Here is a 21094-nt window from a genome sequence, read left to right as displayed (position 1 = left end):
TCCTCGGTCAGTCCCCCGAAGCTTGTTTGACCAGGGGGATGATGCGCAACGGAACCGGATTCTCCATGACGATCGCGGTGGAAGCCCGCATGATGCCATCGAAACCCACAACTCGGTCGATCACCCGTTGCAGGTCGGCGTTGGAACGGGCAACGAGTCTGCACAGCATGTCCCCATGTCCCGTCGTTGTATGCAGCTCCAGCACTTCCGGTACGGACGCCAAGTGCGCCCGGACGTCGGCCCCTTGACCCTGTTTGATCTCCAGTGTCGCGAATGCGGTGACCGGGTATCCCAGCGCCGCCGGGTCGACGTCGGGCCCAAATCCCCGGATCACTCCGTTCGACTGAAGCCGGTCCAGGCGTGCCTGCGCCGTACCGCGCGCCACCCCGAGCCGGCGCGACGCCTCCAGTACGCCGATGCGCGGTTCTTCGGCGAGCAGTTCCAGAAGTCTGCCGTCCAAATGATCGATCGCCAAGGTCGTTGCCTCCGATTTTGATGGTCATCATGTACGAAACGTCCGGTGAATCGCGTGATTCGCTGTACAGCTTGCCCAGTGAACGCGCAAACTATTGCGCACCTTGTGGCCCGGAGGGAGTCTGCGGGCATGACACAGACCACGGACCACACCACCCCCACCAGTGCTCGGCAGGCCGATCCCTTCCCGGTCAAGGGGATGGACGCGGTCGTCTTCGCCGTCGGCAACGCCAAGCAGGCGGCGCACTACTACGCCACCGCCTTCGGCATGAAGCGTGTCGCCTACTCCGGACCGGAGAACGGCAGCCGCGAGACCGCCAGTTACGTGCTCGAATCCGGCGGCGCCCGTTTCGTGTTCACCTCCGTCATCAAGCCGACGACCGACTGGGGCCGCTTCCTGGCCGACCACGTCACCGCCCACGGCGACGGCGTCATCGACCTCGCCATCGAGGTGCCGGACGCGCGCGCCGCCTACGCCTACGCCCTGGAGCACGGCGCCACCGGCACAGAGGAGCCGTACGAGACCAAGGACGAGCACGGCATCGTCGTCCGCGCCTCCATCGCCACGTACGGCAAGACCCGGCACACGCTGGTCGAGCGCACCGGCTACGACGGCCCGTACCTGCCCGGCTACGTCGCCGCCGACCCCATCGTCGAGCCCGGCAAGCGCCGCTTCCAGGCCATCGACCACTGCGTCGGCAACGTCGAGCTCGGCAAGATGGACGAGTGGGTCGCCTTCTACAACAACGTCATGGGCTTCACGAACATGAAGGAGTTCGTCGGCTCGGACATCGCCACCGAGTACAGCGCGCTGATGTCCAAGGTGGTCGCGGACGGCACCCGCAAGGTGAAGTTCCCGCTCAACGAGCCGGCCATCGCCAAGAAGAAGTCGCAGATCGACGAGTACCTGGAGTTCTACGGCGGCCCCGGCTGCCAGCACATCGCCCTGGCCACCAACGACATCGTCGAGAGCGTACGGGCCATGCGCGCGGCGGGCGTCGAGTTCCTCGACACCCCGGACTCCTACTACGACACCCTCGGCGAGTGGGCGGGCGAGACCCGCGTCCCGGTCGAGACGCTGCGTGAGCTGAAGATCCTCGTCGACCGCGACGAGGACGGCTACCTGCTGCAGATCTTCACCAAGCCGGTCCAGGACCGCCCCACCGTCTTCTTCGAACTGATCGAACGGCACGGCTCGCTGGGCTTCGGCAAGGGCAACTTCAAGGCCCTCTTCGAGGCCATCGAGCGGGAGCAGGAACGGCGCGGCAACCTCTGACACCCGGCCCGCCCCGGGTGTCCTCCGGACGCCACCCCCCACCCCACAGTCACGCCGGGAACCTGACCCGGCGGGGCCGTGGCCCTTCCCGCGGGGAGCGGCACTCCCGCGCCCGGGACCGCCACCCGGGCGCGGGAGAGGGCCTCCGAGGGCTCCCCGGATGCGGGAGACGATCTTCCGTGTACGGCCCACGGATGGGAGGCTGACGGCATGGACCTCCTCGCACGCCTGCGCGACGCCCTGCCCGCGGAAGCCATCCTCACCGACCCCGACGTCACCGGCGCCTACGCCCACGACATGGCGAGCTTCTGCGCGGCCGGCACGCCCGCCGTCGTCGTCCTGCCACGCACGGTCGAGCAGGTCCAGCACGTGATGCGCACCGCCACCGCACTGCGCGTCCCGGTCGTCCCCCAGGGCGCCCGCACGGGCCTGTCGGGCGCCGCCAACGCCTCCGACGGCTGCATCGTGCTCTCCCTGGTCAAGATGGACCGGATCATCGAGATCAACCCCGTCGACCGGATCGCGGTCGTCGAGCCCGGCGTCGTCAACGCGGTGCTCTCCCGCGCCGTCAACGAGCACGGCCTCTACTACCCGCCCGACCCCTCGAGCTGGGAGGAGTGCTCCATCGGCGGCAACATCGGCACCGCCTCCGGCGGCCTGTGCTGCGTCAAGTACGGCGTCACCGCCGAATACGTCCTCGGCCTGGACGTCGTCCTCGCCGACGGGCGGCTGCTGACGACCGGCCGCCGTACCGCCAAGGGCGTCGCGGGCTACGACCTCACCCGCCTGATCGTCGGCTCCGAGGGCAGCCTCGGCATCGTCGTACGCGCCGTCCTGGCCCTCAAGCCCGAACCGCCCCAGCAGCTCGCGCTGGCCGCCGAGTTCCCCTCGGCCGCCGCCGCGTGCGACGCGGTCTGCGAGATCATGGCACGCGGCCACGCTCCCTCGCTGCTCGAACTCATGGACCGTACGAGCATCCGCGCCGTCAACGCGATGGCGCAGATGGGCCTGCCGGACAGCACCGAGGCACTGCTCCTGGCCGCCTTCGACACCCCGGAACCGGCCGCCGACCTCGCCGCCGTCGGCGCGCTGTGCGAGGCCGCCGGAGCCACCGAGGTCGTACCGGCCGACACCCCGGCCGAGTCCGACCTCCTCCTCCAGGCGCGGCGGCTGACCCTGACCGCCCTGGAACGCGTCAAGTCCGCCACGATGATCGACGACGTGTGCGTACCGCGCTCGCAGCTCGCCGCGATGCTCGACGGCACCGCCGCCATCGCCGAGAAGTACGACCTGACCATCGGCGTCTGCGCGCACGCGGGCGACGGCAACACCCACCCCACCGTCTGCTTCGACGCGCACGACCCCGACGAGTCCCGGCGCGCCCGCGAGTCCTTCGACGAGATCATGGCGCTCGGCCTGGAACTGGGCGGCACGATCACCGGCGAGCACGGCGTCGGCGTCCTGAAGAAGGAGTGGCTGGCCCGCGAGCTGGGCCCGGTCGGCCTGGAGCTGCACCGCGGCATCAAGGCCGTCTTCGACCCGCTCGGGCTGCTCAACCCCGGCAAGGTCTTCTGAACGGAACCCGCCCGCGGTTCGGCCGCGGTCCGTTCGTGGCCCGGCCGTGATCCGGGCGCGGTTCGGCCGTGGTGAGCCGCACCTTCTAGGGTTCGGTCCATGAACTCCGACCTCTGGACCGTCATCGGCGCCGCGGCCGTCGTCATCGTCGTCCTCGCCTCCACCATGGACACCCGCCACAAGACGCTCGAACGCCGCCTCCGGCGCATGGACCGCAAGCTCGACCTGATCATGGAACACCTCGGCGTCGAGGAGACCGGCCCCGAGGGCATCGCCGAGGTCGACGCCCTGCTGCACAAGGGCAAGAAGATCGAGGCGATCAAGCGTTACCGCGAACTGACCGGCGCCGGCCTGGTCGAGGCCAAGGAGGCCGTGGAGCGCCGGGAAGGCTGAGGGCCGGTGTTCCGCCGCCCGGCGAATGCCCCGGTACATGTGGCCGGGCCGGGCACCCGGGACGAGGATGGAGCCGACCGCCGCGACGCCGACGCAGGGAGCGATGAGCGATGCCAGCGACCACAGGGGCCGAAGGGGCCACCGGCCGGGACACCTACGACGTCGTCGTGCTGGGCGCCGGGCCGACCGGTGAGAACGTGGCCGACCGGGCGCACGCCCTCGGCCTGAGCGCGGTGATCGTGGAGAGCGAACTGGTCGGCGGCGAGTGCTCGTACTGGGCCTGCATGCCCAGCAAGGCACTGCTGCGCCCGGTCACCGCCCGCGCCGACGCGCGCCGCGTCCCAGGCCTGCTCCAGGCCGGGGCCGCGCCGCTGGACACCAAGGCGGTGCTCGCCCACCGCGACGCGTTCGCCTCGCACTGGAAGGACGACGGCCAGGTCCGGTGGCTGGACTCGGCCGGCATCGACTTCGTACGCGGCCGGGCCCGCCTCGACGGCCCCCGGCGCGTCGTGGTCGCCACCGACGGCGGGGGAGAACGCGTCCTCACCGCCCGGCACGCCGTCGCCGTCTGCACCGGCAGCCGCGCCGTCCTCCCCGACCTCGCCGGACTGGCGGCCGCCCGCCCCTGGACCAGCCGCGAGGCGACCAGCGCGCAGTCCGTACCGCCGCGCCTGGTGGTGGTCGGCGGCGGGGTCGTCGGTGTCGAAATGGCCACCGCCTGGCAGGCCCTGGGCTCCCGGGTGACGCTCCTGGTGCGCGGTGGCGGACTGCTGCCCAAGATGGAGCCGTTCGCGGGCGAACTGGTCGCCGAGTCCCTGGCCGGGGCGGGCGCCACCGTACGCACCGGCGTCTCGGTGAGCGCGGTACGGCGCGAGATGCCCAACGGACCCGCCACCGTCGTGCTGGACGGCGGCGAAGAGCTCGTCGCCGACGAGGTCCTGTTCGCCACCGGCCGCGCGCCGCGCACCGACGACATCGGCCTGGAGACGGTCGGCCTGGAGCCCGGCTCCTGGCTGGAGACCGACGACACCTGCCGGGTGAAGGGCGTGGCGGACGGCTGGCTGTACGCCGTCGGCGACGTCAACCACCGCGCGCTGCTGACCCACCAGGGCAAGTACCAGGCCCGCATCGTCGGCGCCGCCATCGCCGCACAGGCCCGGGGCACCACCGCCCTGGACACCGGCCGCTGGGGCGCGCACGCCGCGACCGCCGACACCGCCGCCGTACCGCAGGTCGTCTTCACCGACCCCGAAGCCGCCTCCGTCGGCCTGACCGCCGCCGAGGCCGAACGCGCCGGGCACCGCACCCGCGTCGTCGACTTCGACCTCGGATCGGTGGCGGGCGCCGGCCTGTACGCCGACGGCTACCGCGGCCGCGCCCGCATGATCGTCGACCTGGACCGCGAAACCCTCCTCGGCGTCACCTTCGTCGGCCCGGCCGTCGGCGAACTCCTGCACTCCGCCACCGTCGCGGTGGCCGGCGAGGTCCCCCTGGACCGTCTGTGGCACGCGGTGCCCGCCTACCCGACCATCAGCGAGGTGTGGCTGCGGCTGCTGGAGACGTACCGAGGCTGAGACGTCGGTACCGATACCCGGCCGGGGCGGCGGGGCCTGCCCCGGACCAGGACGTCGGTCCGGGCACGGCCGGACCGGCGACGTAGGTCAAAAATCCGATACTCAGACGCGCGAGGCCGCCGTACGGTCAGGAGTGCACGTCAGCAACGCCCCTGAAAATCCGACGTTCACAGGAGGCCGCCGTGCCCGTCCAACTCGACCACACGATCATGCACGCCACCGACAAGCTCGCCTCCGCGCGCTTCCTCGCGGAGCTGACCGGCGTCGGCGAACCGGTCGAAACCGGCCCCTTCGCCGCCGTCACGTTCGCCAACGACCTGACCGTCGACTACGCCGACACGGTCGTCGAACCGGAAGCGATCGTGCTGCAGCACCTCGCGTTCCGGGTCACGGACGAGGAGTTCGACGAGATCTTCGGCCGCATCCAGGAGCGCGGGCTGCCGTACTGGGCGGACCCGCACCACCGGAAGCCGCAGCAGATCGGACACCTCGACGGTGCCCGCGGGGTCTATGTCGACGACCCGGACGGCCACGCCATCGAATTCATCACCCCGCGCACCCGGACCGGCGCAAGCCTCGGTACCGACGCTTCCTGACCCTGGTAATCGCGCTTCCCGGCCCCGTACACCCGGGGCCGGACCGCCCGGCCGGGCCCGGGCCGTACGCCGTCCCCCGCCGGAAGACACGGCCTACGCCCCCGCCTCCGGCGACTCGTCCGACGGCCACGGGTCGGACAGCCACAGGTCGTCCCGCGGCGTCATGGCGAGCAGCGCGCTCAGCCCTTTGTCCAGCCCCAGATGGTCCTGCTCCGACCCCGGCGGCACGACCCGCAGCGTGCGCTCCAGCCACGCCGAGACCGCCGCGGCCGACGCCTCCAGCAGCGCGTCGCCGTCCGGGGAACTGAGCGCCATGCAGACCAGACTGCGCCCGTCCACCTTCGTGGGCCACACCCGCACATCACCGTGACCGCACGGCCGGAACACCCCCTCGACGAGCAGTTCCCGCGCGAACGTCCAGTTGACGGGGGCGTCGGAGCCGATGTGGAAGGTGACGTGGACGGCGTAGGGGTCGTCCGTGCGGTAGGTCAGCCGGGCCGGGACGGGGACGCTGCGCTCCGGCGACAGGACCAGTCCCAGCTCCAGCTCTCGTTCCACCACGGTGTGCATACGGTCCGCCTCTCTTCGGTACCTCCTGCGAACCCCCCTGTGACGGGGCCCGCACCTGGTTAGAGGCTCCGGAGCCCGGACCATTACGCGACTTCGCACAACTTTTTTCGCGGGCCTCTTCCAGGTGGTCCGGCCCGGCCGGGACACCCGCCCCGACCCTCTGTCTGATAGATGTGGACGCTGCGTTGCGGCAGACTGCACATGCCCCACCCACCACACCAGGCCGAGAACAGATACGGGACTTCGGACATGAGCGCCCCTTCCTCAGGATCCGCCGGCGGCAGCCCCACGCCAGGCTTCTACCCGGACCCGTCCATCCCCGGCTACATCCGGTACTGGAACGGTGCCGCATGGGTGCCGGGCACCAGCCGGCCCGCGCCCGCCGAGGGCGAGGCGCTCCCCGCGCCGCCGCCCGGCAGCGCCCCGGCCCCCGCGCCCGCACCGGCCCCCACCCCCGCCGTGGAGGAGACCGGCCCGGTCTTCCTCGACGAGGAGGAGGAACACGACCGGCTGACCGGGGCGGGCAGCGGCGCACCCGCCTCCGCCTGGCAGGCCGACACCGCCCGGCAGAGCGGCTTCGGCGGCGAGCAGGACCGCCGTATCGCCTGGGGTTCGCCCGAGGAGCGGCAGGCCGGTCTGCCGCAGCAGCGCGACGAGGCCGCGGCCGCTGCGCCGGCGTCCGGCGAGGAGCCGCCGCGGACCGACGGCACGGTCACCATCCGCGCCGTACGGGACGAGGGCGGCGCCCCCGGCCGCGACCGCGGCACGACCACGATCCGCGCCGTACGCCCCGACGGGCCCCAGGGCGGCAAGAGCGACACGATGTCGATCCGGATGGCGCCGCAGTCCGGCGGCGCCCCGGCGTCGCCGCTGCCCGGCGCCGCGGCCCCGCAGCCGCTGCCGTCCACCGGCGCGCCGCAGCCGCCGACGGGCCCCGGCCCGCAGCAGGTGGCCGCGCAGCCCGGCCCCGGGGTGCGGACGCCCGCCGCCCACGCACCGGCCCAGCAGGCGCCGCAGGGGCCCGTACAGCCGCAGTCCCCGCCGCAGCCGCAGCCCGGCCCTGGGCCCGCCGTGCCTCCCGTGCAGCACCAGCCGTTCCCGACGCAGCAGCCTCAGCACCCCCAGTCGCCACAACAGTCACCGGCGGCGCAGGCTCCGCCGCACCAGCCCCCCTCCCGTCCGGCCCCCGGCCCGGCCTCCGGACCGGCCCCCGGCCCCACCCCCGGACCGGCCCCCGCGCCGCAGCCCGGTCCGCAGGCCCAGCCCGCTCCCTTCGCCGGCTTCCCGCCGCAGCAGGACGGCGCGGCCGAAGGCGTCGTCCCCTGGAAGCCGCCGACCACCGACCCGTTCCTCGCCGCCGCGCAGGAACAGGGCCGCCCCGCCCCCCTGGGCCGCCGGTTCGCCGCCCGCCTGATCGACACCCTGGTCCTGGCCGTCATCACCGGCGCCGCCGCCGTACCGCTGTGGGGCCCGGCCACCGACCACATCGACGCCAAGGTGGAGGCCGCCAAGCAGTCCGGACGGGAGGTCACCGTCTACCTGCTGGACGGCACCACCGGCCCCTACCTGGCCGTCGTGCTCGCCGTGCTGCTCATCGGCGGCGGCCTGTACGAGGTGCTGCCCACCGCCAAGTGGGGCCACACGCTCGGCAAGAAGGTGTGCGGCGTCAAGGTGCTGGACATCGAGAGCCACGACACCCCGCCCCTGGCCTCGGTGATCAAGCGGTGGCTGGTGTACGGCGTGCTCGGTGTGCTGGCGGTCGGTGTCGTCAACGCCGTGTGGTGCCTGTTCGACCGGCCGTGGCGGCAGTGCTGGCACGACAAGATCGCCCGGACGTTCGTCGCCGAGAAGTAGGCCGGGAAGCGGGCCGGGAAGCAGACCGCCCGCCCGGCCGCGTCACCCGGCCGGACCTCGCCGGATGCGGCGGCGCGCGGCCCGGGTTCGACTCGGGCCATGAGCACCGACCAGCCCGGGCCCGGCTCCGCGGGCGAACCGCCGGAGCACGACCCGTATCTGAAGAAGCCGCAGGAACCGCCGTCGGGCGGCTCTCCGTACGGTGCCGAGCCGGCCGGTGGCTCTCCGTACGGCCGCCGGCCGGCCGCCGGCGGTTCCCCGTACGACCGTCCCGCCAACGCCACCCCGCACGGCGAACAGCCGCCCGGCGGTGACCCGTACGGCAGCGATGCCCCGCCTCCCGGGAGCGGGCCGCCGCCCGGGGGGATGCCGCCGCCGCCCTACGGCGGTGACCCGTACGGGGGCAACCCGTACGGCGGCCAGTACGGCGCCGCCGACCCGCTGGCCGGAATGCCGCCGCTGGCCGGCCGCGGCCGCCGCCTGGTCGCCCGCATCATCGACTGGTTCATCGTCTGCGTACCGGTCGGCCTGATCATGAGCGGGATCGTCGGCGGCTTCGACTACTGGACGACCGACGGCACCCAGACCGGACGCCAGGCCTCCGTCTCCCTCGTGACGATGCTGGTCTACCTCGTCTACGAGGGCCTGATGCTCACCAGCCGGGGCCAGACCGTCGGCAAGATGGCGATGAAGATCCGGGTGGGGATGCTGGAGAACGGCGCGGTACCGGCCGGGCAGGCGGGCTGGGTACGGGCGGCGGTCTACACCCTGCCGGAGATCGTGCCGTGCTGCGGCTTCATCTTCTGGCTCGTCAACGTCCTGTGGTGCACCTGGGACAAGCCGTACCAGCAGTGCCTGCACGACAAGACGGCCAAGACGGTGGTGGTCTCCACGGCCTGAGACCGGACACCCGGGGCGGCTGCCCCCGCAGGGCCTCCCTGGCGGCTCCGGCGCGTCAACCGGCGGTCGGCGCACCCCTCTTCCGAGCGGTGCCCGGCCGCCTACGCGCGTCCACCAGCCACGGACAGGTGACTAACGGGAGTGCTCGCTGACGCGCCCTTCCGAAGAGACTCCGGCGTGCGTGTGCTGGCGCGGTACCCGCAGAGCCGTCGCGCGGGTGGCGGACGGCAGGTGCGTGCGTGCGCCGTGAACGGCGTGCGCGCCGGAGCGCCGGGCCGTACGGCGGCGCCTCACATGAGAAACCCCCGGCAGTGGCGCCGTGAGGGCGACCAGCAGGCCGAGGGCGAGGGCTGCGACGGCGATGACCGCGATTCCGACCCCGGTCCGCGTCTGCGAGAGCAGTAACAACGCGAGGGTCGAGAAGACGACGGTGGCCGATCCGTAGGCGAGCTGTGCGGCAGTCGGACGAGGCATGGCGGATCCGTCCTCGGGAGGTCGGCAGGGGTGTGGTCGACAGGGGCGCGCCGTCAAACGACTCTACGGTCCTTACTGCCCGAGCGGAACTGGCGGTAAGCGTGACCTAACCCACGGTTCCGAGGCATAGGGGGCGCACGGATTCATCCCGGGTTTGAACGGGCCTGATCGGTGCGTCCGTTGGCGTGCGCGGAGTACGACGCGGGGGAGCCGCCGGGGTGGTGTGGGTACGTACACGCACCACGTCCCCGTACGTACCCAAAAGTGTCCGCTACCCGCAACCTGAGGATCGAAAACCGTACTTCTCTGTCGTGCTCAAGTCAAGGTCTGTCTTTTTCCTCCCCCTTCCGGTCAAATGCTGGCATCCAGTGACCGTTTTCAAGGGGAGGAATGCGCCAAGTGAGAGCCAAGAGACGGGCGTTCAAACCGGCCGCCCTGGCCACGGCCGCCGCCGCGATCGGGGCGGCCGCCCTGTCTTCCGGCGCGCCGGCGCAGGCCGACGACGGCCGTCCGCCGCTCGCCGTCCAGCGGCAGGACCCGGGCGCGCCCGCCAAGCAGGCCGTCGACCACGACCTCAAGGGCCCGTTCAGCGACCAGCAGGCGGCGCAGCGCAAGGAAGCGCTCCAGCAGGTCATCTCCGGCGACGCCACGCCCGCCCGGCACGGCGCCTCCCAGGTCGTCAAGCTCGGCCGGGGCAAATACGTCGAACTCGCCCGCGAGAAGACCGACAAGATCTTCACCATCCTGGTCGAGTTCGGCGACAAGGTCGACGACACCACGATGTACGACCCGGACGGCGACGGCCCCAAGCCCCCGGTGAAGAAGTACGGCGGCAAGCCCGGCCCCGCGCACAACACCATCGCGCGGCCCGACCGCCGCAACGACAACTCCACCGCCTGGCAGAAGGACTACAACCGCCAGCACTTCCAGGACCTCTACTTCTCGCACGACAAGAAGAAGGAGTCCCTGGCCAAGTACTACGAGAAGCAGTCCTCGGGCCGCTACTCGGTCGACGGCGAGGTCTCCGACTGGGTCAAGGTCGACTGGAACGAGGCCCGTTACGGGTCGAACTTCTGCGGCTCCACCAACTGCGCCAGCGCCTGGGACCTGATACGCGACGGCGTCAACCGCTGGGCCGAGGACCAGAAGGCCAAGGGCCGCACCGACGCCCAGATCAAGGCCGACCTCGCCAAGTACGACCAGTGGGACCGCTACGACCACGACGGCGACGGCAACTTCAACGAGCCCGACGGCTACATCGACCACTTCCAGATCGTGCACGCCGGCGAGGACGAGTCCGCGGGCGGCGGCGCCCAGGGCACCGACGCCATCTGGGCGCACCGCTGGTACGCGTACGGCAGCGAGTCCGGCCGCACCGGCCCGGCCGGCAACAAGGCCGGCGGCACCCAGATCGGCAGCACCGGCATCTGGGTCGGCGACTACACCATGCAGCCCGAGAACGGTGGCCTCGGCGTCTTCGCCCACGAGTACGGCCACGACCTCGGCCTGCCCGACGAGTACGACACCACCGGCACCGGTGAATCCTCCGTCGACTCCTGGTCGTTGATGTCCGGCGGCTCCTGGCTCGGCCGCGGCAAGGACTCCATAGGCGACCTCCCCGGCGACATGAGCGCCTGGGACAAGCTCCAGCTCGGTTGGCTCAACTACGCCAAGGCCAAGGCGGCCACCAGGTCCACCCACAAGCTGGGCGTCGCCGAGTACAACACCAAGGACAAGCAGGCCCTGGTCGTCGAACTCCCCTCCAAGACGGTCCGCACCGACGTCGTCGAGCCCGCCGAAGGCACCCGGCAGTGGTGGAGCGGCATGGGCAACGACCTGAAGAACACCCTGTCCCGCTCCGTGGACCTCACCGGCAAGAAGAAGGCCGCCCTGACCCTCAAGGGCTGGTGGGACATCGAGCAGAACTACGACTTCGCCTACGCCGAGGTCTCCACGGACGGCGGCGCCGACTACACGCCGCTGGAAGGCACCGCCGACGGCAGGCCGATCACCCGCGACGGCGGCGACAAGCCCGCTCTGACCGGCACCTCCGGCGCGTACAAGGACCTCGTCTTCCCGCTCGACGCGTACGCCGGCAAGAAGATCGACCTCCGCTTCCGCTACCAGACGGACGGCGGCGCCGCCCAGAAGGGCTTCGCCGCGGACGCGATCTCGGTGACCGCCGACGGCAAGGCACTGTTCACGGATGGCGCCGAGGCCGGTGACAACGGCTGGGCCGCGAAGGGCTTCTCGCGCATTGGCGCCTCCTTCACCAAGGACTACCCGCGCTACTACATCGCGGAGAACCGCCAGTACGTCTCGTACGACAAGACCCTGAAGACCGGCCCGTACAACTTCGGCTGGGCGTCCAGCCGTCCCCAGTGGGTCGAGCACTTCCCGTACCAGAACGGCGTCCTGATCTGGCTGTGGGACACCTCGCAGCCGGACAACAACGTCGGCCAGCACCCCGGCTACGGCCAGATCCTGCCGGTCGACGCCCACCCGAAGGCCGAGAAGTGGTCGGACGGCAAGCTGATGCGCAACCGCTTCCAGAGCTACGACTCGACCTTCACCCGGCACCGTACGGATGCGCTCACGCTGCACAAGGACGGCAAGATCACCAAGATCAAGTCGAAGCCCGGCGTGACCGTCTTCGACGACCGCAAGGGCGACTACTACGACGAGTCGAACCCGACCGGCGGCGTGATCGTTGCTGACACCAACACCCGCATCAAGATCCTCCACGAGTCCTGGAACGGCTCCACGGTGACCCTCCAGGTGGGTCCCTCCACCAAGTAGTCGACAAAACCGCAGGTCACAAGCCGATCGGCCGCCGCCCCCTAGCGGGCGGCGGCCGATCGCGTTTAGATGCACCTTGCGAGTCCTTGTTGACGCCGAGTCTCACGGGGGAAACCGTGCCCACATCCGGAGGAGGGTTCATCAGGCTTCCCGGCGGAAGCGTGGTGGTCGCCCTCGCCCTGCCCAGACCGGGCGACAACGGACACCGCGTCCGTGTCCTGGTCCACGCCGTGAACCGCCAGCGCGCCCTGACCAGGCTGCGCAACCTGGGCCTGCGTGCGGTGTACCTTCGCGGCAACACGGAGCCGCCCACTCCGGATGAGGTCACCGCTGTCCTGCACCACCCCGACGGGCTGGTCTGGCGGGAGACGCCGGAGGACGATACGGAGTCTTGGCATCCGATCAGGGCGTTGTTGCGGTAGCCGCTGTTGCGGCGGGGTTCCGGTTCGCCCTCTGCGCCGCGCGCGAGGGTTTTTGCTGATCGCGGGCTCGGATTGCTTGGGTGGTGGGGCGGGGGCGCGCAGGGGGCCAACTCTCCCCCAGCCTTCGGCCGGGGGAGAGTGACCCCGGAGTGGCCCCGAGCCCCCCACCACCGGGCCCATCGCGCACAACGCGAGCACCGGACCCGGCGCGCTTGGCTCGCGAAGAGCCCAGCATGATCGCCCGGGACAGCCGCCCGACGGCCGGGGCTGAAGGATGTCGTGGAGGTGCTCCCGGGCCGAAGGCCGGGGAGAGCGGCCCCGGAGCGGCCCCCACCCACCGGACCCGTCGCGCACCCCCACCAGCCGCAGGCGCACGCGCAGCGTGCATCGTCGTCAGGCTGCGATGATCACCGGTTTGCCGGTGAGTTCGACCCCGGCGGACCGCATCTGGTCCAGCGCCCGTTCCGTCGTCCCCGGTGCCACCCCCGCCGTGAGATCCAGCAGCACCCGCACCCGGAAGCCCTCGCCCACCGCGTCCACCGCCGTGGCCCGCACGCAGTGGTCCGTGGCCAGGCCGACCACGTCCACCTCGGTCACCCCGTGCGCCCGCAGCCATTCCGCCAGCGGGTGCCCGTTCTCGTCCACGCCCTCGAAGCCGCTGTAAGCGGCAGCGTGCGCGCCCTTGGAGAAGACCGCGTCGACCGCCCCGGACGCGAGCGCCGGCGCGAAGTTCGGGTGGAAGCCGCTGCCCTCCGTACCGGCGACACAGTGCGGAGGCCAGGTGGTCTCGTAGTTCGGCCGCACGGAGAAGTGATCACCGGGGTCGATGTGGTGATCGCGGGTCGCCACGATGTGCCGGTAGCCGCTGCCCGCGGCCTCACCCACCAGATCGGTGATGGCGGCAGCCACATCCGCACCTCCCGCCACGGCAAGGCTGCCGCCCTCGCAGAAATCGTTCTGCACGTCAACGACGATCAATGCCCGGTGCATGGTGCGAGCCTTCCGGCTGGGGAGCGGTGAAGTGGGCGCGAAGTGGTGTGACCGAGGGTAGCCACTAGCTGAGCCGAGGGGGAGTGCGCACCCGGGGGCCGGGGAGCGGGCGCCGGGGGGCCGCAGGCGCACCCCGTCAAGCCTGCTCCGTGGGCAGCACCGCCTCCCCACGGGAGAGCTGCATCGCGGACATCGGCAACCCGGCCCGCGCCGCGATGTGCCGCTCCCGCGCCGCGTCCAGCGGCTCGCGGGCGACCACCTCACCGCCGCGCACCAGCGGCACCGCGAGCTGCCGCTCGGCGAACTCCGCCGGTACCGGCCCGGTACCGACGACCTCCGCCTCCGCGACGCCGTGCTCGTCCAGCCGCCGCGCCGACCACTTGCGGCCGCCGAGCGACGCCTTGCCGCCCATGGACTTCTTGGCCACCGGCCGCAGCGGCGCGTCCGCCGCGTCGCTGTCGGCACGGGCGACCAGCTTGTAGACCATGGAGCAGGTCGGGTGCCCGCTGCCGGTGACCAGTTGGGTGCCCACGCCGTACGCGTCCACCGGCGCCGCCGCGAGCGAGGCGATCGCGTACTCGTCCAGGTCGCTCGTCACGACGATGCGCGTGTCGCGGGCGCCCAGCTCGTCCAGTTGCTGCCGTACGCGGTGGGCGAGCAGCAGCAGGTCGCCGGAGTCGATGCGGACGGCGCCGAGGCCGGGCCCGGCCACCTCGACGGCCGTACGGACCGCCTCGGTGACGTCGAAGGTGTCCACGAGCAGCGTCGTACCGCTGCCCAGCGCGTCGACCTGCGCCCGGAACGCGTCGCGCTCGCTGTCGTGCAGCAGGGTGAAGGAGTGGGCGCTGGTGCCGACGGTCGGGATGTTGTAGCGGAAGCCGGCCGCGAGGTCGGACGTGGAGTGGAAGCCGCCCACGTACGCCGAGCGGGACGCGGCGACGGCGGCCAGCTCGTGGGTGCGGCGGGCGCCCATCTCGATGAGCGGACGGTCGCCGGCGGCGACGGCCATGCGGGACGCGGCGGCGGCCACCGCGGAGTCGTGGTTGAGGATGGAGAGGATCACCGTCTCCAGGAGGACCGCCTCGGCGAAGGTGCCTTCCACCCGCATGATCGGCGAGCCGGGGAAGTAGACCTCGCCCTCGGGGTAGCCCCAGATGTCACCGCGGAAGCGATAGTCCGCCAGCCAGTCCAGCGTGCGTTCGTCGAGGATGCCGCGCTCGCGGAGAAAGCCGAGAATCGTTTCGTCGAACCGGAAGTTCTCCACCGCGTCCAGGACCCGGCCCGTACCGGCGACGACGCCGTAGCGGCGTCCTTCCGGCAGGCGCCGGGTGAAGACCTCGAAGACCGAGCGGCGCTCGGCGGTCCCGGACCGCAGTGCGGCCTGCAGCATGGTGAGTTCGTACTGGTCGGTGAAGAGCGCAGTCGACGGCACGTCCACCGGCAGCCCCAGGTCTGCTGTGTTCATGGTAAGGATGCTACCTCTCATACTCGTCACTCTGACGATTTCCCCGGGCTGTTTGTGCGATGCCCCACCGCGGGTGGCAGCATGGAGACCGTGAGCGCCGACCCGTCTGCCACCATCGCCCTTCGATCGACGCGCTGCGCGCTCGGCGCCCCCGTGGAGATCGAACGACCCGAGTCCAGCGAGGCACCGTCCGAGGTGCCCGACCCGGACGTGCCCTGGGTCACGCTGGTGCACAACGACCCCGTCAATCTCATGAGCTATGTCGCGTACGTCTTCGAGACGTACTTCGGCTACTCGAAGGGCAAGGCCCGGCAGCTCATGCTCGATGTTCACCACAAGGGACGGGCGGTCGTCTCCAGCGGCAGCCGCGAGGAAATGGAGCGCGACGTGCAAGCGATGCACGGGTACGGCCTGTGGGCGACCCTCACGCAGGACCGCTGATGGCCGGCCACTTCGAGCCCCTGCCCGGCGGCGGCGCGGCCGCCCCCCTCGACGAGGTCGAGATCTCCATCCTGCGCAGCCTCGCCGTCCAGCTCATGGAGCTGATCGGTCCGGGCGAGGAGCCCGCCGAGGGTGACGACCCGCTCGCCGCGCTGTTCACGGAGGGCCCCAGCGAGCCCCCGTCCGACCCGGCGCTGGCCCGCCTCTTCCCGGATGCGTACGGCGGCCCGGACGAGGTGCCGGACGACGCCACGCATGCCGCCGCGGCCGAGTTCCGCCGCTACACGGAGAACGATCTGCGCACCCGTAAGCGCGAGGACGCCCTCGCGGTCGTACGGGCCCTGGACGCGCTCGGGCCGGTCGGCGGGGCGCGCGACACGGACGACCCGGCCGGCGCCACCGCCTCCGAAGGTGCCGTGCTGCGTCTGAAGCCGGACGAGTCGCGGCAGTGGCTGGGCGCCCTGAACGACCTCCGGCTGGCCATCGGCACCCGTCTGGAGGTCACCGACGAGGACGAGAGCGGCGAGCTGCTGCGGCTCCCGGACAGCGACCCGCGCAAGCCGATGGTGATGGCGTACCTGTGGCTGGGCGGGCTCCAGGAGAGCCTGATCGAGACGCTGACGGCCTGAGCCCCGGGCTCCGGACCCTCGCCGGGCACGGCCTCCGGCCGCCCGGCGCCCGTCCGCACGCCCCCGCGCCGTCTGTCCCGGATGTCCCGATCGCGGGGCCCGCTCAGCGGACGCTCAAATCCGGATAACGATCGCGTCACCGACCCTGACTACCCAGCATCCCATTCCAGCATTTATCCTACTTTTCTTGTGCTCGGCTCCAAGACATCACTGGTAGATGTCCAAGGGGCCGTGATACATGTTCACGAACCTGCCGTGAGTGACGCCACCCCTGTCACTCCGGGAGCGCTTGGCCGGCCGACCGTCGGCGTGCAGGAACTCCATCCGGGGGGATCGGAACCCGATCCGGACAGACCGGGTCGGAATGGAGAAGGGCGCACCACACATGACCTCTGTGCAGGTCGAAAAGAACGCCGGCGGCAGCGACGCCGCGGGGTCTGCCTCGGAAGAGGGTTACCAGCGGGGGCTGGGAAACCGGCAGATCCAGATGATCGCCATCGGTGGCGCCATCGGAACCGGTCTGTTCCTCGGAGCGGGCAAGGCGATCTCCAAAGCGGGACCCAGCATCATCCTGGCCTACGCCATCGTGGGCCTGGTCATCTTCTTCATCATGCGCGCCTTGGGCGAGCTGCTCATGTACCGCCCGGTGTCGGGCTCCTTCTCGGAGTACGCCCGCGAATTCCTCGGCCCGTTCATGGGATTCGTGACCGGCTGGACATACTGGCTGTTCTGGGTGGTCACCGGCATCACCGAGGTAACTGCAGCCGCCACCTATGTGCAGTACTGGAACAAGGGAATACCCCAGTGGGCGTCCGCCCTGGTCTTCACGGTCGCCCTGTTCGGTATCAACCTGATCTCCGTGAAGCTCTTCGGTGAGCTGGAGTTCTGGTTCTCGATGGTCAAGGTCACCGCGATCATCGGCATGATCCTCATCGGTCTCGGCGTGATCACCATCGGTTTTTCCGACGCCGGTGACACCGCTTCCTTCAGCCTTCTGTGGTCGGACGGCGGCTTCTTCCCGAAGGGCATCGGCGGCACGCTGATGACCCTGCAGATCGTGATGTTCGCCTTCCTGGCGGTCGAACTCGTCGGTGTCACCGCGGGCGAGGCCACCAACCCCAAGAAGGTCCTGCCCAAGGCCATCAACACCGTGCCGTGGCGGATCGGCCTCTTCTACATCGGCGCGCTCATCATCATCCTGTCCGTCGTCAGCTGGACCGTCTTCAAGCCGGGTGTGAGCCCGTTCGTCGCGGCCTTCCAGCAGATCGGCCTGCCGGCCGGCGCGGCCATCGTCAACTTCGTGGTGCTGACCGCGGCACTGTCCTCGGCCAACTCCGGCATGTACTCCACCGGCCGGATGCTGCGTGACCTGGCGCTCAACGGCCAGGGCCCCAAGCTGTTCACCCGCCTCAGCAAGAACGGCCTGCCGACCTGGGGCACCGGCGTCTCCGTCGCGATGATGCTGTTCGGCGTCTGGATCAACTACCAGTGGCCGGGCAAGGCCTTCGACCTGGTGGTGTCCTTCGCGACGATCTCCGGCATGTGGGCCTGGATCATGATCCTGCTCTCCCAGCTCCGCTTCCGGGCCAAGGCGGACCGCGGCGAGCTGCCGCAGTCCGAGTTCAAGGCGCCCGGCGCCCCGTACACCTCGATCTTCGCGCTGGCCTTCATCGGCATGGTCATCGTGATGATGGGCGTGGACCCGGACGCCCGGGTCTCGCTGTACGCGGCACCGGTCTGGGCGCTGGTCCTGGGCGTCAGCTACCTGGTGCTCAAGTCCCGCAACCCCGACATGTTCGGCAAGGCCGCCGCTCCGGTGGCCGCTTCGTCCGCCCCGCAGGGCGGCGGGAAGCACTGAGGGCGGCCCGCTCCAGGGCGGGCTGTCCGGCATGCGGGCCGGTTCGTACCAACCTTCGGTACGGGCCGGCCCGCCTGCTTATTCTGGGGCCCATGCTGACCCTTACCCAGGCCCTGTACGACCAGATCGTGGAACACGCCCGCAAGGACCACCCCGACGAGGCATGCGGCATGGTCGCGGGACCGGCCGGCAGCGGCCGCCCCGAGCGGTTCATCCCGATGCTCAACGCCGCCCGCTCGCCCACCTTCTACGAGTTCGACTCCCAGGACCTGCTCAAGCTCTACCGCGAGCTGGACGACCGGGACGAGGAACCCGTGATCATCTACCACTCGCACACCGCGACCGAGGCGTACCCGTCCCGTACGGACATCTCGTACGCCAACGAGCCCGGCGCGCACTACGTCCTGGTCTCCACGGCCGACACCGACGACGCCGGACCGTTCCAGTTCCGCTCGTTCCGGATCCTGGACGGCCAGGTCACGGAGGAAGGCGTCGAAGTCGTCGACGCCCACTGACCACCGCGGCGGCGGACGCCGTCCGCGCGCCTGACACACTGTGCCGCATCACCTCGGGCGGCAGGACCCAGGAACCCGGTGCGAATCCGGGACGGTCCCGCCACTGTGACCGGGCCGCACGGCCCGGAAGCCAGGAACTGACCTGCCGCCTGCACACCGACCAGGGGACGCGGATCCCCCGGAGGAGGCACGGCCATGTCCAGACGCAGGTCCCGCGGCGCACTGCGCGCGCTCATCCCGGCGGCGCTCCTGCTGCCGCTCGCCGCCTGCGGCACCGGCGGCGACGGTGCCGCGAAGGCGTCCGGCGAGTCCGCCTCCAAGGCGGCCGGCTTTCCGCACACCGTCGACAACTGCGGCGTACGCACCACTTTCACGGCCCCGCCCGAGCGCGTGGTGACCATGAACCAGCACACCACCGAGATCATGCTCGCCCTCGGCCTCAAGGACCGGCTGGCCGGCACCGCCTATCTCGACGACAAGGTGCTGCCGCAGTACGAGAAGGACTACCAGAGTGTCAAGGTGCTCGCCAAGGAGTACCCCTCCTACGAGACGCTCCTCGGCGCCAACCCCGACTTCGTGTACGGCGGCTACTCCAGCGCCTTCGACAAGGCCGAGGGCCGCGAACGGGCCGCCCTGGAGAAGTCCGGCATCAAGACCCGCCTGAACATCGAGTACTGCGCGCAGGGCAGGACCGGCGTCCAGCAGCTCGCCCAGGAGATCCGCGAGGTCGGCGCCACCTTCGGCGTACGCGACCGCGCCGAGGCCCTGGTCGAGAAGGCCGAGGCCACGATCGACGCCACCGAGGACAAGCTCAAGGGCACCGACCCGGCCTCCGTCTTCGTCTTCGACAGCGGCGACAGCTCGGTGCACACCGCGGGCGGCAAGGGCATCGGCAACGAGATCATCACCCTCGCCGGCGGCCGCAACATCTTCGCGGACCGGGCCAAGACCTTCACCGACGTGTCCTGGGAACAGATCGTCGAGCGCAAGCCCGAGACCATCGTGATCTACGACTACGGCGGCACCCCCGTCGCGGCGAAGAAGAAGCAACTGCTCGAAGACCCGGCCCTCAAGGACGTACCGGCCGTCAGGAACAAGCGGTTCGCGGTGCTGCCGCTGTCCAGCGCGGTGCTCGGCGTACGCGTACCGGACGCCGTCCGGTCACTGGCCGGGCAGCTGCACCCGGACGCCTTCAAGCAGCCCCGGTGAGCTGCAAGACCGCGGCCGCACCGCCGCGCCGGCTGCGCTGCACCCTCGTCCTGGCCGTCCTCGCCGCCGCCCTGCTCGCGGCCGGCCTGGCCGGACTCGTCCTCGGCTCCGTCCGCATCCCGCCCGGCGACGTGCTGCGCATCCTGTCCGGGGACGCGCCGGCCGGCCCGTTCCCGACCATCGTCCTCGACGTACGGCTGCCGCGCGTGCTGCTCGGCGCCGTCGTCGGCGCGGGGCTCGCTGTCATCGGCACCGTCCTGCAGGCGCTGGTCCGCAACCCGCTCGCCGACCCGTTCCTGCTCGGCATCTCCTCGGGCGCCTCGACCGGCGCCGTCATGGTCGTCGTCCTCGGTGTCGGCGGCGGCCTGGCCACCACCGTCTCGATGCCGCTGGCCGCCTTCGCCGGATCACTGGGCGCACTGGTCGCCGTCTACGCCCTGGCACGGCGCGGCGGCACCATGACCACCGGGCGGCTGGTGCTGGCGGGCGTCGCGGTCCAGTACATCCTCTCCGCGCTCACCAGCCTCGTCCTGGTCACCTCGGCCCAGGCCGAACACCTGCGGTCCATCATGTTCTGGACGCTCGGCGGCCTCGGCCAGGCCCGCTGGAACACCCTGTGGCTGCCCGCCCTCGTCCTGCTGGCCGGCCTCGCCCTGCTGCTCACCCTCGCCCGGCCGCTGGACCTGCTGCTCGTGGGCGAGGAGGGCGCCACCGTCCTGGGCCTGGACACCGGCCGCTTCCGCGCCGCCGTCTTCGTCCTGGCGTCGCTGGTCACCGGCGTACTCGTCGCGGCCAGCGGCTCCATCGGCTTCGTCGGCCTGATGGTGCCGCACGCCGCCCGCATGCTCGTCGGCGCCTCGCACCGCGCCCTGCTGCCGGTGGTCGCCCTGGCGGGCGCGGTCTTCGTCGTCCTCGCCGACCTGCTGGCCCGCACCGTCGCCGGCTCCCAGGAGATCCCGGTCGGAGTGATCACCGCGCTGGCCGGCGGACCGTTCTTCCTGTGGCTGCTGCGCCGCACCACCCGTACGGAAGGAGTCACCGGATGAGCGCGCGGCCCCCGCAGATGCCGTCCCCGCCGAA

20 protein-coding genes and 1 riboswitch are annotated in these 21094 nt (G+C 71.2%); of the genes, 15 read left to right on the top strand and 5 right to left on the bottom strand.

The window, feature by feature from the left end; genetic code table 11:
- Window positions 1-7: 7 nt before the first annotated feature.
- A complete protein-coding gene (locus tag ACZ4QV_RS07925) occupies window positions 8-475 on the bottom strand; it encodes an Lrp/AsnC family transcriptional regulator (protein WP_073761201.1) in 468 nt (155 codons plus the stop codon).
- Between the two features lie 129 nt (window positions 476-604).
- Between ACZ4QV_RS07925 and hppD the strand changes: the two genes are divergently transcribed.
- From hppD to ACZ4QV_RS07900, 5 genes are all read left to right on the top strand, one after another.
- Window positions 605-1750 (top strand): 4-hydroxyphenylpyruvate dioxygenase, encoded by a 1146-nt coding sequence (gene hppD / locus ACZ4QV_RS07920; protein WP_467762682.1) that lies wholly within the window; start codon window positions 605-607, stop codon window positions 1748-1750.
- A 210-nt stretch (window positions 1751-1960) separates the two neighbouring features.
- Window positions 1961-3325, top strand: a complete 1365-nt coding sequence (locus ACZ4QV_RS07915) for an FAD-binding oxidoreductase (protein WP_361585547.1) — start codon at window positions 1961-1963, stop codon at window positions 3323-3325.
- Between the two features lie 99 nt (window positions 3326-3424).
- Complete coding sequence (locus ACZ4QV_RS07910; protein ID WP_361144865.1) at window positions 3425-3718, top strand: ribosomal protein L7/L12; 294 nt, start codon at window positions 3425-3427, stop codon at window positions 3716-3718.
- 110 nt (window positions 3719-3828) lie between these two features.
- Window positions 3829-5292: a dihydrolipoyl dehydrogenase family protein gene (locus ACZ4QV_RS07905; RefSeq protein ID WP_361144862.1), complete on the top strand. Its 1464-nt coding sequence runs from the start codon at window positions 3829-3831 to the stop codon at window positions 5290-5292.
- 182 nt (window positions 5293-5474) lie between these two features.
- A complete protein-coding gene (locus ACZ4QV_RS07900) occupies window positions 5475-5888 on the top strand; it encodes a VOC family protein (protein ID WP_361144859.1) in 414 nt (137 codons plus the stop codon).
- A gap of 93 nt (window positions 5889-5981) precedes the next feature.
- Here the strand turns inward: ACZ4QV_RS07900 and ACZ4QV_RS07895 are convergent, their stop codons facing one another.
- Window positions 5982-6458, bottom strand: coding sequence for an SsgA family sporulation/cell division regulator (locus ACZ4QV_RS07895; protein ID WP_361144856.1), 477 nt, complete (start codon window positions 6456-6458; stop codon window positions 5982-5984).
- A gap of 249 nt (window positions 6459-6707) precedes the next feature.
- Between ACZ4QV_RS07895 and ACZ4QV_RS07890 the strand changes: the two genes are divergently transcribed.
- Window positions 6708-8312 (top strand): RDD family protein, encoded by a 1605-nt coding sequence (locus tag ACZ4QV_RS07890; protein WP_361635205.1) that lies wholly within the window; start codon window positions 6708-6710, stop codon window positions 8310-8312.
- 99 nt (window positions 8313-8411) lie between these two features.
- On the top strand, window positions 8412-9212 hold the full coding sequence (locus tag ACZ4QV_RS07885) for an RDD family protein (RefSeq protein WP_361635208.1): 801 nt from the start codon (window positions 8412-8414) through the stop codon (window positions 9210-9212).
- A 132-nt stretch (window positions 9213-9344) separates the two neighbouring features.
- Here ACZ4QV_RS07885 and ACZ4QV_RS07880 read toward each other — a convergent pair whose 3' ends face one another.
- A complete protein-coding gene (locus ACZ4QV_RS07880) occupies window positions 9345-9686 on the bottom strand; it encodes a hypothetical protein (protein ID WP_361144848.1) in 342 nt (113 codons plus the stop codon).
- Between the two features lie 399 nt (window positions 9687-10085).
- On the opposite strand from ACZ4QV_RS07880, the gene ACZ4QV_RS07875 reads away from it, so the two are divergent.
- Window positions 10086-12485 (top strand): immune inhibitor A domain-containing protein, encoded by a 2400-nt coding sequence (locus ACZ4QV_RS07875; RefSeq protein WP_361144845.1) that lies wholly within the window; start codon window positions 10086-10088, stop codon window positions 12483-12485.
- 116 nt (window positions 12486-12601) lie between these two features.
- Window positions 12602-12907 (top strand): hypothetical protein, encoded by a 306-nt coding sequence (locus tag ACZ4QV_RS07870; RefSeq protein WP_361144842.1) that lies wholly within the window; start codon window positions 12602-12604, stop codon window positions 12905-12907.
- 393 nt (window positions 12908-13300) lie between these two features.
- On the opposite strand, the gene ACZ4QV_RS07865 is transcribed toward ACZ4QV_RS07870, so the two are convergent.
- Together ACZ4QV_RS07865 and ACZ4QV_RS07860 are read right to left on the bottom strand one after the other, a co-directional pair.
- Entirely contained in the window at window positions 13301-13897 is a 597-nt protein-coding gene (locus ACZ4QV_RS07865; protein ID WP_361144839.1) for an isochorismatase family protein, read from the bottom strand.
- Between the two features lie 136 nt (window positions 13898-14033).
- Entirely contained in the window at window positions 14034-15362 is a 1329-nt protein-coding gene (locus tag ACZ4QV_RS07860; protein WP_125056078.1) for a nicotinate phosphoribosyltransferase, read from the bottom strand.
- A gap of 81 nt (window positions 15363-15443) precedes the next feature.
- On the opposite strand from ACZ4QV_RS07860, the gene clpS reads away from it, so the two are divergent.
- From clpS to ACZ4QV_RS07830, 6 genes are all read left to right on the top strand, one after another.
- A complete protein-coding gene (gene clpS, locus ACZ4QV_RS07855; RefSeq protein ID WP_361144836.1) occupies window positions 15444-15803 on the top strand; it encodes an ATP-dependent Clp protease adapter ClpS in 360 nt (119 codons plus the stop codon).
- Complete coding sequence (locus tag ACZ4QV_RS07850; protein WP_361144833.1) at window positions 15803-16432, top strand: DUF2017 domain-containing protein; 630 nt, start codon at window positions 15803-15805, stop codon at window positions 16430-16432. The genes clpS and ACZ4QV_RS07850 overlap by 1 nt, the downstream gene beginning before the upstream one ends.
- A gap of 385 nt (window positions 16433-16817) precedes the next feature.
- Window positions 16818-18290 (top strand): amino acid permease, encoded by a 1473-nt coding sequence (locus ACZ4QV_RS07845; protein WP_361144830.1) that lies wholly within the window; start codon window positions 16818-16820, stop codon window positions 18288-18290.
- A 92-nt stretch (window positions 18291-18382) separates the two neighbouring features.
- Window positions 18383-18805, top strand: a complete 423-nt coding sequence (locus tag ACZ4QV_RS07840) for a M67 family metallopeptidase (RefSeq protein ID WP_361585529.1) — start codon at window positions 18383-18385, stop codon at window positions 18803-18805.
- Window positions 18806-18850: 45 nt separating this feature from the next.
- Window positions 18851-18965, top strand: a riboswitch (cobalamin riboswitch).
- 35 nt (window positions 18966-19000) lie between these two features.
- Window positions 19001-20014 carry an ABC transporter substrate-binding protein gene (locus ACZ4QV_RS07835; protein WP_467762681.1) on the top strand — a complete coding sequence of 338 codons (1014 nt, stop codon included), beginning with the start codon at window positions 19001-19003 and terminating at the stop codon, window positions 20012-20014.
- Window positions 20011-21060, top strand: a complete 1050-nt coding sequence (locus ACZ4QV_RS07830; RefSeq protein ID WP_361144822.1) for a FecCD family ABC transporter permease — start codon at window positions 20011-20013, stop codon at window positions 21058-21060. Before ACZ4QV_RS07835 ends, ACZ4QV_RS07830 begins: the two co-directional genes overlap by 4 nt.
- Window positions 21061-21094 lie beyond the last annotated feature (34 nt).

The organism is Streptomyces sp. NPDC026394, assembly GCF_055567735.1.
Note: the sequence above shows the minus strand (reverse complement) of the source record. Positions and strands in the feature narration are given on the sequence as shown.

Excerpts from the sequence above, each read along its gene's own strand:
- ACZ4QV_RS07915 (WP_361585547.1), top strand. The coding sequence starts at position 1,961 with ATGGACCTCCTCGCACGCCTGCGCGACGCCCTGCCCGCGGAAGCCATC.
- ACZ4QV_RS07845 (WP_361144830.1), top strand. The coding sequence starts at position 16,818 with ATGACCTCTGTGCAGGTCGAAAAGAACGCCGGCGGCAGCGACGCCGCG.
- hppD (WP_467762682.1), top strand. The coding sequence starts at position 605 with ATGACACAGACCACGGACCACACCACCCCCACCAGTGCTCGGCAGGCC.
- ACZ4QV_RS07835 (WP_467762681.1), top strand. The coding sequence starts at position 19,001 with ATGTCCAGACGCAGGTCCCGCGGCGCACTGCGCGCGCTCATCCCGGCG.
- ACZ4QV_RS07850 (WP_361144833.1), top strand. The coding sequence starts at position 15,803 with ATGGCCGGCCACTTCGAGCCCCTGCCCGGCGGCGGCGCGGCCGCCCCC.
- ACZ4QV_RS07905 (WP_361144862.1), top strand. The coding sequence starts at position 3,829 with ATGCCAGCGACCACAGGGGCCGAAGGGGCCACCGGCCGGGACACCTAC.
- ACZ4QV_RS07880 (WP_361144848.1), bottom strand. The coding sequence starts at position 9,686 with ATGCCTCGTCCGACTGCCGCACAGCTCGCCTACGGATCGGCCACCGTC.
- ACZ4QV_RS07885 (WP_361635208.1), top strand. The coding sequence starts at position 8,412 with ATGAGCACCGACCAGCCCGGGCCCGGCTCCGCGGGCGAACCGCCGGAG.
- ACZ4QV_RS07865 (WP_361144839.1), bottom strand. The coding sequence starts at position 13,897 with ATGCACCGGGCATTGATCGTCGTTGACGTGCAGAACGATTTCTGCGAG.
- ACZ4QV_RS07895 (WP_361144856.1), bottom strand. The coding sequence starts at position 6,458 with ATGCACACCGTGGTGGAACGAGAGCTGGAGCTGGGACTGGTCCTGTCG.
- ACZ4QV_RS07910 (WP_361144865.1), top strand. The coding sequence starts at position 3,425 with ATGAACTCCGACCTCTGGACCGTCATCGGCGCCGCGGCCGTCGTCATC.
- ACZ4QV_RS07840 (WP_361585529.1), top strand. The coding sequence starts at position 18,383 with ATGCTGACCCTTACCCAGGCCCTGTACGACCAGATCGTGGAACACGCC.
- ACZ4QV_RS07890 (WP_361635205.1), top strand. The coding sequence starts at position 6,708 with ATGAGCGCCCCTTCCTCAGGATCCGCCGGCGGCAGCCCCACGCCAGGC.
- ACZ4QV_RS07860 (WP_125056078.1), bottom strand. The coding sequence starts at position 15,362 with ATGAACACAGCAGACCTGGGGCTGCCGGTGGACGTGCCGTCGACTGCG.
- clpS (WP_361144836.1), top strand. The coding sequence starts at position 15,444 with ATGGAGACCGTGAGCGCCGACCCGTCTGCCACCATCGCCCTTCGATCG.